The sequence below is a fragment of the Nocardia sp. NPDC087230 genome (assembly GCF_044744725.1).
GTDB classification, from domain to species: domain Bacteria; phylum Actinomycetota; class Actinomycetes; order Mycobacteriales; family Mycobacteriaceae; genus Nocardia; species Nocardia canadensis.
Window position 1 is genome coordinate 831,726 of the sequence record NZ_JBIUYV010000001.1, and the last position, 13,691, is coordinate 845,416.

13 protein-coding genes are annotated in these 13,691 nt (G+C 71.8%); 10 read left to right on the forward strand and 3 right to left on the reverse strand.

Annotation, left to right across the window (positions count from 1 at the left end):
• Nucleotides 1-18: 18 nt before the first annotated feature.
• From ACIO52_RS03915 to ACIO52_RS03950, 8 genes are all read left to right on the forward strand, one after another.
• Nucleotides 19-1,530, forward strand: a complete 1,512-nt coding sequence (locus tag ACIO52_RS03915; RefSeq protein ID WP_402641463.1) for an ABC transporter substrate-binding protein — start codon at nt 19-21, stop codon at nt 1,528-1,530.
• Entirely contained in the window at nt 1,527-2,465 is a 939-nt protein-coding gene (locus tag ACIO52_RS03920) for an ABC transporter permease (RefSeq protein WP_402641466.1), read from the forward strand. The genes ACIO52_RS03915 and ACIO52_RS03920 overlap by 4 nt, the downstream gene beginning before the upstream one ends.
• Nucleotides 2,466-2,634: 169 nt before the next feature.
• Nucleotides 2,635-5,295, forward strand: coding sequence for an ATP-binding cassette domain-containing protein (locus tag ACIO52_RS03925; RefSeq protein ID WP_402641469.1), 2,661 nt, complete (start codon nt 2,635-2,637; stop codon nt 5,293-5,295).
• 106 nt (nt 5,296-5,401) lie between these two features.
• Nucleotides 5,402-6,127, forward strand: a complete 726-nt coding sequence (locus ACIO52_RS03930) for a lytic murein transglycosylase (RefSeq protein ID WP_316576366.1) — start codon at nt 5,402-5,404, stop codon at nt 6,125-6,127.
• A gap of 115 nt (nt 6,128-6,242) precedes the next feature.
• Nucleotides 6,243-7,529 (forward strand): phosphopyruvate hydratase, encoded by a 1,287-nt coding sequence (gene eno, locus ACIO52_RS03935; RefSeq protein WP_218719456.1) that lies wholly within the window; start codon nt 6,243-6,245, stop codon nt 7,527-7,529.
• 49 nt (nt 7,530-7,578) lie between these two features.
• Nucleotides 7,579-8,172, forward strand: coding sequence for a septum formation initiator family protein (locus tag ACIO52_RS03940; protein ID WP_316576055.1), 594 nt, complete (start codon nt 7,579-7,581; stop codon nt 8,170-8,172).
• Nucleotides 8,169-8,690, forward strand: coding sequence for a DUF501 domain-containing protein (locus ACIO52_RS03945; RefSeq protein ID WP_218719458.1), 522 nt, complete (start codon nt 8,169-8,171; stop codon nt 8,688-8,690). Before ACIO52_RS03940 ends, ACIO52_RS03945 begins: the two co-directional genes overlap by 4 nt.
• Before the next feature lie 67 nt (nt 8,691-8,757).
• The gene (locus tag ACIO52_RS03950) at nt 8,758-9,708 is read left to right on the forward strand and encodes a Ppx/GppA phosphatase family protein (protein ID WP_218719459.1); all 951 of its coding nucleotides are present in this window, start codon (nt 8,758-8,760) and stop codon (nt 9,706-9,708) included.
• 127 nt (nt 9,709-9,835) lie between these two features.
• On the opposite strand, the gene ACIO52_RS03955 is transcribed toward ACIO52_RS03950, so the two are convergent.
• The 3 genes from ACIO52_RS03955 to ACIO52_RS03965 all read right to left on the reverse strand — a co-directional run bounded on the left by ACIO52_RS03955 (nt 9,836) and on the right by ACIO52_RS03965 (nt 11,846).
• Nucleotides 9,836-10,486, reverse strand: a complete 651-nt coding sequence (locus ACIO52_RS03955) for a hypothetical protein (RefSeq protein WP_218719460.1) — start codon at nt 10,484-10,486, stop codon at nt 9,836-9,838.
• Between the two features lie 156 nt (nt 10,487-10,642).
• A complete protein-coding gene (locus ACIO52_RS03960; RefSeq protein ID WP_402641475.1) occupies nt 10,643-11,311 on the reverse strand; it encodes a TfoX/Sxy family DNA transformation protein in 669 nt (222 codons plus the stop codon).
• 22 nt (nt 11,312-11,333) lie between these two features.
• Nucleotides 11,334-11,846, reverse strand: a complete 513-nt coding sequence (locus ACIO52_RS03965; RefSeq protein WP_402641477.1) for a hypothetical protein — start codon at nt 11,844-11,846, stop codon at nt 11,334-11,336.
• Between the two features lie 28 nt (nt 11,847-11,874).
• Between ACIO52_RS03965 and ACIO52_RS03970 the strand changes: the two genes are divergently transcribed.
• Nucleotides 11,875-13,110 (forward strand): cytochrome P450, encoded by a 1,236-nt coding sequence (locus tag ACIO52_RS03970; protein ID WP_402641480.1) that lies wholly within the window; start codon nt 11,875-11,877, stop codon nt 13,108-13,110.
• The gene (locus ACIO52_RS03975) at nt 13,107-13,691 is read left to right on the forward strand and encodes a TetR/AcrR family transcriptional regulator (protein WP_402641483.1); all 585 of its coding nucleotides are present in this window, start codon (nt 13,107-13,109) and stop codon (nt 13,689-13,691) included. The genes ACIO52_RS03970 and ACIO52_RS03975 overlap by 4 nt, the downstream gene beginning before the upstream one ends.

Below are 13,691 nucleotides of genomic sequence, written 5' to 3' on the forward strand. Positions count from 1 at the left end.
GTTCGAGGGAGGAACACGATGGGTTTCACGCGCAGGCAGCTCCTGCAATCCGGGCTCGGCGTCACCGCACTACTTCTGGTAGCCGCGTGCACGAGCGACGACGAGGCCGACGGGCCCGCGAAGCAGGGCGGCACGCTGCGGGTCGGCGCGCTCGGCACGACCGCCCGCGCCGAACGCGACCCGCACGCCAATCTCAGCAACGACAGCGACTTCCTGATCGCCTCGCTCGTCTACGACGCGCTGACCGTCCCCGGCGCCGACCCGACCGTCGCGCCGCGACTGGCCTCGCGCTGGGAGGCTTCCGCCGACAACCGGCGCTGGACCTTCACGATCGCCGAGGGCGCGAAGTTCCACAACGGCGCGCCCGTCACCGCCGACGACGTCGTGTGGTCGATGCGCAGGCTGCGTTCGGTCGGTGGCGCGTCGAAGATGCCGGTGGCCGAGAACGACATCGTCGCCGACGGGCCGAACCGCGTCGTGTTCACCGTCGCCGCGCCCAATGCCCAACTGCCGCTGCTGCTGCGGCTGATGACCTTCACCGTGCCGCAGGGCACCACCGACTTCGCCGCCGCGATCGGCACCGGCCCGTTCCGGCTCGAGTCCTACCAGGGCGGCAACGCCCGGCTGGTCCGCAACGAGCAGTGGCACGGCACCCCGCCGCTGCTCGACGCGATCGAGGTGACCATGTTCGACAGCGTCACCGCGCTGGGCAACGCCGCGCTGGCCGGGCAGATCGACCTCGCCTCCAATGTCGGCGCCATCGCGGGCCGCACCGCCGCGACCCGGGGCGACCTGCAGGTGGTCCGGCGCGCGAACGACACCATGCTCGGCGTGGCCATGCGCGCCGCCGACGGACCGTTCGCCGACGCGCGGGTGCGCACCGCGCTGCGTCTCGGCGTCGACCGGACCGCGCTGGTCAACCAGGTGCATTCCGGCTACGGCACCGTGGCAGGCGATGTCCTCGGCACCGCCGACCCGCTCTACGACGCCGCGCTCGCGCGCCGCGATCGGGATGTCGAGCGTGCCAAGACCCTGTTGCGCGAGGCGAACTTCGACACCGGCCGCAGCTACCCGTTCGTCACCAAGGCCGAGGTGCCGGGCGAGGTGGAGTCGGCGAAGGTGATCGCCGCCCAGCTCGCCGACATCGGTGTCCGGCTCGACGTGCAGGTGGTCGAACCCGCCGCCTTCTATGACACGACCTGGCTCAACGCCCCGCTGTACACGGTGTCGTGGGGGACCAACGATTCGGTGCTCTTCTTCGCCGACAAGCTGATGACCTCCACGACCAACCGCAACGAAACCGCGTTCCGCGACCCGGAATTCGATGCCGCGACCGCGAAGGCGCTGGCGTCCTCGGGCGCGGAGTTCACCAAGGCCTGCCATGACATCCAGCGCATCGAGTTCGAGCGCGGCGGCTATCTGGTGTGGGGCATGGCCGACGGCGTCGACATCGCCGCCGCACCGGTGCGCGGCCTGCCGACCCTCGGCGGCTTCGCTCGCGTGCAGCTGGAACGCGCCTGGCTGGCGTGACCGTCGTGCGGACCTTCGCCCTGCCGCTGCTCCGGCGGATCGCGCTGCTCGTGGCGCTGCTGGCCATCGTGTTCGTCGCGGTGGACCTGCTGCCCGGCAGCGCGGCCCGGTCGGCGCTGGGCCGCGATGCCGGGCAGGGCGAGCTGGCCGCGAAGGAACACGAACTCGGCCTGGATCGCGCGCTGCCGGTGCAGTTCTGGCACTGGCTCACCGGCGTGCTGACCGGTGACTTCGGGCAGACCGCGCGCGGCACCTCGGTCGGGGATCTGCTGGCCGACAAGTTCCCGCAGACGCTGCTGCTCGGTGGCATCGCGCTGGCGCTCACCGTCACGGTGTCGCTGGCGCTGGGCTGCTGGTGGGCGCTGCGACCGACCGCGTTCGGGGCGCGGCTGCTGCAACCGGCCAGCACCGTCGCCGTCGCCGTGCCCGAATTCGTCTGCGGCACACTGCTGATCCTGGTGTTCTCACTGGCCACCGGCTGGCTGCCCGCCGTCACCATCACCGATCGTTCGGGGTTCCCCGCCGGACCGGAGATGCTGGTCCTGCCGGTGCTGGCGCTGGCGATACCGCAGATCGGCTGGAACGCCCGCGTCGTGCGCTCGGCGCTGCTCGATGTCGCCACGGCGCCCCACGTGGAGAACGCCGTGCTGGAGGGCCTTGCGCCGCGCACCGTGCTGCTGCGGCACATGCTGCCCTTCGCGGCTCCCGCCATCGTCGCCGGCTACGCCACCTCCGTCGGCATGCTCTTCGGCGGCGCGCTGGTCGTGGAGACCCTGTTCAACTATCCCGGCGTCGGTGCGGTCCTCGCCGGTTCGGTCGCCGACCGCGACACCGCGACCGTCGCCGCGGTCGTCGCCCTCACGGCCATCGTGATCATGATGCTGCTCGCTGTCGCCGACTTCGTGCGCACCTGGGCGTCGGGCGGCACGCGATGAGCCACGGGGAGCGGATGTTTCGGCCACCACGCCTCGTGGTGGTGCGCGAACCACAGGAGGCGCCGGTGAACCGCGGCGAACGCGAGATCCCGCACCGTGGCAGTCCTCGAGCGCAGGAGGTGTGGTGAGTTCTCGCGAGCAAGATTCCGGGTCGGGCGATGCGCGGCCGGTGCCAACGCCGCGTGGGTCCCGATGGTGGCGGTGGTCGGCGGCGGCCGGGGTGGGGCTGGTGGTGCTCGTCGCGGTGGTGGGACCACTGCTCGCGCCCTACCCGGCGGAGCGAGCGGTGGGGATGCCGTTCGCTCCGCCGGGTGGGGGAGCGGTGCTCGGGACCGATCGGCTCGGACGGGATGTGCTCAGCCATCTGCTCACCGGCGGCACCGAGCTGCTGGTGGTCGCGGCGGTGATCGCGGGTGCGGTGACCGTGCTGTCCGCGGTGCTCGGCGCGATCGCCGCGGTCCGGCCCCGCGCGGGTGCGGTGATCGAGCTCGGCGGCGATCTGGTGATCCTGTTGCCCGCGGTGCTGGGCATCCTGCTCGTCCTCACCGCGTGGCCGCAGGGCGGCGTGGCCGCGCTGATCGGGGTCTCGCTGCTCTTCGGCGTCCCGTACTGCGCCCGGATCTTCGCCGCCGCGGCGGCCACCATCGCCGCCGGTGGCTATGTGGAGGCCGCGATCGCCAGCGGAGAGTCGCTGTCACACCTGGTCTTCCGCGAAATCCTGCCCAATCTGCGCTCGGTCCTCACCACCCAGCTCGGCCTGCGCTTCGTCGTCGCCATCTACCTCGTCAGCACCGTCTCCTTCCTCGGCCTGCCCGCCCTCGACGCCGACAACTGGGCGAACATGGTGCGCGACAACGCCTCCGGACTGTTGCTCAACCCCTGGGCGGTGCTCGCGCCCAGCGCGGCCATCGCCGTCGTCGCGGTCGGCGTGAACCTGGTGGTCACGGGTGGGGGAGCGCGCAAACCCGGCCGCCGGACCGCGATCGGTGCGCAGGTGAGCCGTACGTCGTCCACCGATTCCGCGGACCGCGCGCCGGGACAGCGGCGTGGAGGGGGTCAGGAGTGTGGGATCTCGGTGGTCGACGCCGGGGACGCCGCGGTCGTCGAGGGGCTGACGGTGATCGCCGAGACCGGTGCCATCCTGCTGGCGCCGTTGTCCTTCCGGCTCGAGGCCGGGACGGTGACCGCGCTGACCGGGCCGTCGGGTGCGGGCAAGTCGACCGCGATGCGCGCGCTGCTCGGTCATCTTCCCGCCGGTGCCAGGCAGGAAGGGGCGGTGCTGGTCGCCGGGCACGACGTGTTCACGCTCGATTCCGGTGCGCTGCGGAAGTTCCGGCGCACGCGCGTCGCCTACGTCGGCCAAGATCCCGGTTCCGAACTGAACCCGCTCCTGCGCGTGCGCGCCCTGCTCGCCGAGGCCGCGCCCACCGCCACCGACGCCGAGCGCCGCGCCGCCCTCGAACTCGTCGGCCTCGACGCCACCCACCTGCGCCGCCGCTGCGCCCGCCTGTCCGGGGGCCAGCAACGCCGGGTCGCACTCGCCCGCGCCCTGCTGCGCAAACCCCAGGTCCTCGTCCTCGACGAACCTCTCGCCGGCCTGCACGGCGCCCTTCGCACCGACATCGCCCGCCTCATCGCCGATCTGGCCGCCCGTGCGTCCACCGCAGTCCTGCTGTCCGGCCATGACACGACCACCGTGCACGCCATCGCCGACACCGTGGTCGAGGTGCACCCGCCGGGGGGTGCGCCAGTCCTCGACGGCGCGTCGCCGGTCGACACGGCACCCGGGCACCACGGCAACCCGGCAGCTGATCGGGTGAGCCGCTCCGGGCGCAGCCCCGCACCCGTGGCCGTCGCCGCGTCGGCAGGCCAGGACTCGTCGCCGGACGTTCCCGGCGACGCCGACCTCGCCGTGGCCGGGGCCGACCGCGTCGAGGCACCACAGGAGCCCGTGCTCTCGGGCGTAGGGTCCGGCGGTGCGCCGGTGTCGCGGTACCGGGGGCTGGAACCGATCGAGCGCCCGAGGGCGGATCAGCCCGGTCCGTCAGGGTCCGCCGGCATCGGTCGGGTGACCGCCGTAGCGGCCGCGGGAACCGAGCCGCCGACCCTGCGCGTCGAGGGAATCGGCGCGGTCGCCGACGGACATCAGATCCTCGCCGGTGTCGACTTCACCGTCCGCGCCGGGGAAGCGCTCGCGGTGGTCGGTCCGTCGGGTGCGGGCAAGACGACGCTCGCCCGGGTGATCGCGGGACTGCACGTGGGTGCGGGCTCGCTCGAAGTGGCCGGAGCCCGCGTCACCGTCGATCGCCGACGCCGAATCACGGCGGCTCCCCGGGGTATTCAACTGGTCACCCAGAACCCGCTCGCGGCACTGAATCCCCGCCGCACGGTCGAACAGACCCTCGCGCGTCCGCTGCGCCGGATCGCCCGGGTGCCGAAGACGCAGCTGCGCGGCCGCGTCGAATGCCTGCTCACCGCGGTCGAACTCCCCACCGAGCTGGCCGCCCGACATCCGCACGAACTCTCCGGCGGACAACGTCAACGCGTCGCCCTGGCCCGTGCCCTGGCCGCCGACCCGGCCGTCCTGATCTGCGACGAGATCACCACCGCCCTGGACGGCGCCACCGCCGCCGCGATCATGACCCTGCTCGACCACCTGCGGGCCGCGCGCGGCACCGCCCTCGTGCTGATCAGCCACGACCTGGCGCTGATCACCACGCACTGCACCGAACTCGTGGTGCTCGACCACGGCCGGGTCGTCGAATCCGGCACCCCAGCCGCCGTTTTCGCTGATCCGGCCCACCCCGCGACCGCGGCACTGCTGGGCTGAACCGCTCGCGAGCAGGCGTTTTCGCGCGGGAGGGTGCGACGAGGCGGTCCCACCGCACTCTGAGAAGTCGCTGTGAGAGGTGCCAGAGGTGTCGGTGACCTGGATGATGGGTGGGGTGTCTGTGCAGAAAGTCGGCGTGCTCGCCGCCGTGGCGGTGACCGCGCTGCTCGCGGGGTGTAGCTCGCTCGCGTCGATTCCCGGTGACATGCCGCCCGGTCCCGGTGCCGCGCTGCCCGCGATCGACGTCGACGCGCCGGGGCGGGCGGCCGAACAGTTGCGTGGCTGGGCCGACGAGCAGTCGGGGTCGGTCGGGATCGAGCCGGTGGCGCTGGAGGCCTACGGGTACGCGGCGGCGGTGCTGGCCCGGTCCAAGCCCGAGTGCGGGATCGCCTGGACCACGCTGGCCGGGATCGCCAGCGTCGAGAGCGGGCACGGCACACACCGCGGCGCCGGCGTCGACGCCGACGGGACGGTGCGTCCGGCGATCATCGGGGTCGCCCTGGACGGCACCAGGGGCAATGCCGACATCCGCGACACCGACGGCGGCACCCTCGACGGCGACACCACCTACGACCGGGCGGTCGGTCCGTTGCAGTTCATCCCCGAGACGTGGCGGCGCTGGGGTGTCGACGCCAACGGCGACGGGGTCATCGACCCCCAGAACATCGACGACGCGGCCCTCACCGCCGCGCGGTACCTGTGCGTCCGCGGCGGCGACCTGACCTCGGCCGACGGCTGGCAGCGCGCCCTGTTCGCCTACAACCAGTCGAACAAGTACATGCGGGTCGTGCGCGACCGGGCCGCGACCTACAGCATCGGCCGCCGCGTGTAGTTACCGGCCGGCCGGAGTGCCGGTTACTCCACGTCACGCCGAGACGATAGGCTCGGCACCGCACGGACCATCCCGTGAGACCTACCGTGCCTTTCAGTCGTAAGGAGTCGTTTTCGTGGCCATCATCGAACAGGTCGGAGCGCGCGAGATTCTGGATTCGCGCGGCAATCCCACTGTCGAGGTCGAGATCGCCCTCGACGACGGCACCCTGACCAGGGCGGACGTTCCGTCCGGCGCGTCCACCGGTGAGCACGAGGCCGTCGAACTGCGTGACGGCGGCGACCGCTACAACGGCAAGGGTGTCACCAAGGCCGTCGAGGGCGTCCTCGACGAGATCGCGCCCGCCATCATCGGCCTCGACGCCGTCGAGCAGCGCACCGTCGACCAGGTCCTGCTGGATCTGGACGGCACCCCCGACAAGTCCCGCCTCGGCGCGAACGCCCTGCTCGGCGTCTCGCTGGCCGTGGCCCGCGGCGCGGCCGAGTCCTCGGGCCTGGAGCTGTTCCGCTACCTGGGCGGCCCGAACGCCCACGTGCTGCCCGTGCCCATGATGAACATCCTCAACGGTGGCGCGCACGCCGACACCGGCGTCGATGTCCAGGAGTTCATGGTCGCCCCGATCGGCGCCCCGACCTTCCGTGAGGCGCTGCGCTGGGGCACCGAGGTCTACCACTCGCTCAAGGCCGTGCTCAAGGAGAAGGGCCTGTCCACCGGTCTCGGTGACGAGGGTGGCTTCGCCCCCGATGTCGCGGGCACCGTGGAGGCGCTGGACCTGATCAGCCTGGCCATCCAGCGCGCGGGCTACAAGCTCGGCACCGACGTCGCGCTCGCGCTCGACGTGGCCGCCACCGAGTTCTACACCCCCGGCGAGGGCTACAAGTTCGAGGGCAAGGTCCGCACCGCCGCCGAGATGGGCGAGTTCTACACCGACCTGCTCACCCGCTACCCGCTGGTCTCCATCGAGGACCCGCTGTCGGAAGACGACTGGGACGGCTGGGTCGCGCTGACCGACTCGATCGGCGACAAGGTGCAGCTGGTCGGCGACGACCTGTTCGTCACCAACCCGGAGCGCCTGGAAGAGGGCATCGCCAAGGGCGCGGCCAACGCGCTGCTGGTGAAGGTCAACCAGATCGGCACCCTGACCGAGACCCTCGACGCCGTCGAGCTGGCGCACCGCAACGGCTACAAGACCATGATGTCGCACCGTTCGGGCGAGACCGAGGACACCACCATCGCCGACCTCGCGGTCGCGGTGGGCTCGGGCCAGATCAAGACCGGCGCCCCCGCCCGTTCCGAGCGGGTCGCCAAGTACAACCAGCTGCTGCGCATCGAGGACGCCCTCGGCGACTCGGCACGCTACGCGGGTGACGTGGCCTTCCCGCGGTTCACCGGCGAGTTCTGAGCAGCAGCAGTACCGCAAGACAGGCAGTGAGATGACGGGGCGGTAGCGAATGACCGAGCGACGTGCGCGTGGAACCAGTCCGGGTGGACGAGGCGACCGCCGCACGTCGCGGGCCGCTCGCTCCCGCCCCAGTCATCTCGACGCCCCCGGCCGCCCCGCCGCGGCCAAACGCACCACCCGGCGCCGCCCCGAGTCCGCTACCGGCGCGACGACGGGCAAGCGCAAGCCCACCGGCAAGCTCGAGCGCAGCGAGCACACCATCCTCGGTCTCTCGACCGGCAAGGCGGTGATCCTCGCGGCCGTGCTGTGCGGGCTGGCGCTGACCCTGGCCGTGCCGACCCGCACCTACTTCAGTCAGCGGGCCGAGGCGGCCGCGCTGGCCCAGCAGCGCGCGGAACTCGACGCCGATCTGGCCGCCCTGCGTGACCGCCGGGCCCAGCAGCAGGACCCGGCCTACATCCGCTCCGAGGCCCGCGACCGGTTGCGCCTGGTGATGCCCGGCGAAACCCCCTACATCGTGCAGATTCCCGGCATCGAAGCACCGGCGCCGCCGCCGATGAGCACCCGCACAGCGGCGCCCGACCCCTGGTACACCGACCTGTGGCGCAGCATCTCCGAACCGGCCCCGGAAGGACCAAGGTGACCGCACCGAACGAGCGCGACCTCGAGATCATCGCCCAGCAGCTGGGCCGCGAGCCGCGCGGTGTCCTCGCCGTCGCCTACCGCACTCCCGACGGCCTGCCCGCCGTGGTGAAGACCGCGCCGCGACTGCCCGACGGCACCCCGTTCCCCACCCTCTACTACCTGACCGACCCCCGGCTGACCGCCGAGGCGAGCAGGCAGGAGTCGGCCGGGGTGATGCGCGAGATGACCGAACGCCTCGCCGCCGATCCCGAGCTGGCCGCGGCCTACCGTGCCGCGCACGAGAGCTACCTGGCCGAACGCGACGAGATCGAGTCGCTCGGCACCGATTTCACCGGTGGCGGCATGCCCGACCGGGTGAAGTGCCTGCACGTGCTGATCGCGCACTCGCTGGCCAAGGGCCCCGGCGTGAACCCCTTCGGCGACGAGGCCGTCGCCCTGGCCGCCGACGCGGGCCTCCGCGGCACCGCCATTCCCGCCGACTGGCCCGCCGCACGCACGCCCGAAGAATCGGCATAATCGCGGACAGCGCGTGGCGCCGGTATCGCACCGGCGCCGGGCGACCGGCCCGACCAGGAGGAACCTCATGACCGAGCGCATCGCCGCGGTGGACTGCGGCACCAACTCGATTCGCCTGCTGATCTCCGAGGTCGGCGCCGACGGCAGCCTCACCGACGTGCACCGCGAGATGCGCATCGTGCGGCTCGGCCAGGGTGTCGACGCGACCGGCCGGCTCGCGCCCGAGGCGATCGAGCGCACCCGCGTCGCGCTGGCCGACTACGTCGATGTGATGCTCGCCCAGGGTGTTTCGCGGGTCCGCATGGTCGCCACCTCCGCCACCCGCGACGCCGCCAACCGGGACGACTTCTTCGACATGACCCGCACCGAACTGGGCCGGGTCGTGCCGGGCGCGGTCGCCGAGGTGATCACCGGCGACGAGGAGGCCCGGCTGTCCTTCGCGGGCGCGGTCGGCGAATTGTCCGCCGACGCCGGGCCTTTCGTGGTGGTCGACCTCGGCGGCGGCTCGACCGAACTGGTCGTCGGCGACGGTGACGGCGTGCAGGCGGCCTACTCCGCCGACATCGGCTGCGTGCGGATCACCGAGCGCTGTCTGGCGGGCAACCCGCCGACGGCCGAGCAGGTCGCCGCGGCCCGGGAATTCGCGCAGACCAAGCTGGACGAGGCGTTCGCCGAGGTCCCGGTCGACCGGGTGCACACCTGGGTCGGCGTCGCGGGCACCATGACCACCATCACCGCCGTCGCCCTGGACCTGCCCGAATACGATTCGACCCGGGTCCACCTGACCCGGCTGAGCCTGGCCGAGGTCCACGACGTCTGCGACCGGCTGATCGGCATGGACCACGACCAGCGCGCGGCGTTGGGCCCGATGCACCCCGGCCGGGTCGACGTCATCGGCGGCGGCGCGGTCATCACCGAGGTGCTGGCCGACGAACTGGCCCGGCGCGCCGGGGTTTCCGAACTGGTCGTCAGCGAACACGACATCCTCGACGGCATCGCCATGTCGATCCTCGCCTGAGCCGGGCACACCGGGGCACGACCTGACGCGAGCTGTTCTCCGCCGCGCTGTCGGTGTGCCGCCGACTAAACGACAGCGCCGCGCACCGGAACGTTCTCCGGCGCGCGGCGACCCAGCGGGTGTCGGATCAGGGCAGCACCTGCGGGATGACGTCGGGCGCCACGGCACCGACGGCCGCGCCGATGAGCGCACCGACCAGGGCGTTGGGCAGGCCGATCAGCCCGACGCACGGCAGGTACAGAATCATGGTCGTGATCATCGGCACGCACACCACCGCGGCGGCGATCAGGCCGACGCCCGCGCCGATCGCGGCGGCGTTGTGCACCGGATCGGAGTACTGCGCGGCCGGATTGGTGGCGATGGTCTTCAGCTCGGTGGCCGCGCCCTGGGACACCTGCGGCGTCGCCTTCAGGGTGCGCCCGTCGGCGGAGATCTCGGTGGCCACGGTGATGGTGTTGCCGCCGACGGTGCCGAAACTGGTCGGCACCTGCGCGATCGGGCTGCCGGTCGCCGATTCGACCGTCAGCGTGCCGTCCTGGCCGAGGACGAATCGCCCGTCGTCGACGGTCGCCGACACGGTCCGCATGTCCGGCGTGACTTCCGTGCGGTAGCCGATGCCCTCGGCCTGCCCCTGCGAGGCCAGGCCCTGGACGAACCGGGCCTGCTGATCGGCATCGACATCGGCCGAGGCCACCCCGGCGCACGCGACGGCGACGGCGAACGGCAGCGCGCCGGCGAGCAGACGCCGGCCGAGGCCGGAACTCGAGTTCTGGAACATATCGGAGAAACTCCCTCTTCCGAATTCGCCCGAAGAAATCGGCCCCCGGTGAATCCGAAATATCGTGGTCGATGAACACAGATGATTCGGATTGCCCTGCCGCCTTGGATGGAATTCCCCGCCCGCTCTATTCATCCCGGGCGTGGCGCGGAGTGGTCAGCGCGGACGCGGCCGGACCGGCGCGCGATAGCGCGGGCGCGACACCCGCTCGGGGCGGGGCGGCGGACCGAGGGCGGAGACCAATTCCCGGCGCCGCTGCGGCTCGATGAACCGCGGGTCGCGATAGGTGAGCGCGCCCTCCATCGCCCAGAGCATTTCCAGATTCAGGCCGCGCACGTCCGCCGCGCGCAATCGCCGATAGGTTTCCACCGCGCCGAGTTCGGCGAGTTCGTCGAGCGAATGCACGTCGGCGTGCGCGAGCATCGCCGCCGCCGCGTCGCCGAGTTCGGCACCGCGTCCGCGATAGACGCGAATGCGCACATGGGCGTCGCCTCGGACGATTTCGGCCGTGCGCCACACGGCGGCGCGCAACTCGTCGGGGGAGGACGGTATTTCGCCGCCGGCGAGAACCCGAGCCCGCGCCCGCCGGGCGATACCGACCATCGGGCGAAATGCCCGGAAGATCTGGATCTCGCCGTCGTGGCCGCGCCGCCATTCGTCCAGATACACGTGATCGCTCCCGAATCCGGCGGAGTCGAGCCGCGCCGCGTCCAGCGCCCACCGGCGGCAATCGTCGGGCGTGCGCGCGCTCAGCACGAGCATCCCGCGGCGGCGCGTGATCTCGCCGCCTGCCCATCTGTACCGCTGCTGTGCCCAGCGCTCCATCGCTCGCGGCTCCATCGTCCGATCAAGTCCGAAGGTCCGCCAGCGCACCGTCCCCGTCGAAGCGGCCGCGTGCCCCCCGGTGTCGCAGGGCGGTGAGGGACTGATCGTCGAGGTGGGTGTGCCAGCCCGGCACCAGCACGATGGGATCGGCCGGGTCGGCGTCGAACGGCGTCGGCACCAGGAACTCCCGGTCGAGCAGGATCACCGTCCCAGGGCGGGATTGATACGACAGCCCCCACAGCAGCCGGGCCAGCAGCTTCGCGCCGTGATCGTCCGACAGCACATGCCATGTCTCGTGGAACCGATTGGTGCTGAACCGGGCACGCGTACCCGGTCGCGGCACGATCACCGTCCGCACGCCACGACCTCCCCGCACCGCGTACCGGTGCAGTTTCAACCCGTCCCCGATATCCCGGGCGTTCCCCGGTCGTTGTCTTTTCATCCCTCCAAGCAGGCCACATCGCCGGGCGGGCGGGCAATCGCTTTTCCGCCCGCCCTCGGCGTCCTGGCGCCGCCGGAAACCGATGTTAGACATATGGTGGAAGATGTCTTACCGTGGAGGCATGAGTTCAACGACGTCTCATGCGGTCGGGTTCGAGTTGCGGTCCGGGGAAACCTGGCGCGATCCCTGGTCCATGTACTCCGCGCTGCGTGACCAGGACCCGGTTCACCGGGTGATTCCCGAGGGGCGGGAAGCCGACGACTTCTACGTGCTGTCCCGCCATGCCGACGTCTGGGCTGCCGCCAAGGAGCCCGAAACCTTCTCCTCCGCAGCGGGATTGACCGTCGACTACGTGGACCTGGCGGCCGCGGGGTTCGGCGCCGTCAAGCCGTTCGTCTTCATGGACCCGCCCGAGCACACCGACTTCCGTCGCCGGGTCGCGCCAGGATTCACCCCGCGCCAGGTGAATTCGGTGGAACCGGCGGTGCGGCGGTTCGTCGTCGAGCGGATCGAGCGGCTGCGCGCGGCGGGGGCGGGTGACATCGTCGAGCAGCTGTTCAAGCCGCTGCCCACCATGGTCGTCGCGCACTATCTCGGTGTGCCGGAACAGGATCACGGCAAGTTCGACGAGTGGACCGAGAACATCGTCGGCGGCGCGGTCGCCGGGGCCGGGCTGGCCGCGGGAGACCAGAACGCCTTCACCGCGGTCGGTGAGCTGGTCGGCTACTTCTCCGAACTGATCGCCCGCCGCCGGGTCGAACCGGGCGACGACACCATCTCGCACCTGCTGGCCTCCGGCCTCGGCGCCGACGGCGACAACGAGGGCCTGATCGCGATTCTCGGCTTCGCCTTCACCATGATCACCGGCGGCAACGACACCACCACCGGCAACCTGGGCGGCGCGGTCCAGCTCCTCACCGCCTACCCCGCCCAGCGCCGACTGCTCGTCGAGGACCCGTCGCTCATCCCCGACGCCATCGAGGAATTCCTGCGGATGACCTCGCCGGTGCAGGGCCTGGCCCGCACCACCACCCGCGACGTCGAACTGCACGACACCACCATCCCCGCGGGCAGGCGCGTGCTGCTGCTCTACGGCTCGGCCAACCGCGACGAGCGCGAGTTCGGCGTGACCGCCGCCGAACTCGACATCCGGCGCAACCCCAAGCGCATCCTCACCTTCAGCCACGGGCATCACCACTGCCTCGGCGCGGCCGCCGCCCGGATGCAGGCGCGCGTCGCGCTCGAGGAGCTGCTGGCCCGCTGCCCCGACTTCACCGTCGACCTCGACGGCGTGCGCTGGTCGCAGGGCAACTACGTGCGCTGGCCGGTCGCGGTGCCGTTCCGGGCCGTGGCATGAGCGGCGACTGGCTGGCCACCGACCGCGCCGACCTGGCCGCCGAGCGCATTCTCGACGCGGCCGCCGAACTGTTCGCCGAACGAGGGGTGGCCGCGGTCGGCATGCGCGATATCGCCGCGGCGGCCGGGTGCTCGCGAGCCACGCTGTATCGCTACTTCGACAATCGCCAGGCCGTGCGGATCGCGTTCGTACACCGCGAGACCCGGCGCATCGTCGCCGGGCTCACCGATCAGATTCGTGACATCGCCGACCCGGGGGAGCGGATCGTCGCCGCGATGCTCGGCGCGATCGCCGCGGTGCGCGCCGACCCGCTGCTCATCGCCTGGTTCCGCCCCGGCGATTCCGGCACGGCCGGTCGGATCAGCCAGGACTCCGACGTCATCGAGTCCCTGGCCGCGACCATCTTCGCCGACATCGACCTGAGCGATCCCGAACGCAGCAGGCTGGCCCGCTGGCTGACCCGCGTCATCGTCTCGTTCCTGGCCACCCCCGGCCGCGACGACGCCGACGAACGCGCGATGCTGCGGGAGTACGTCGCCCCGATCATCACCCGCGCCGCCCCGACCCTGACCGACCACTGA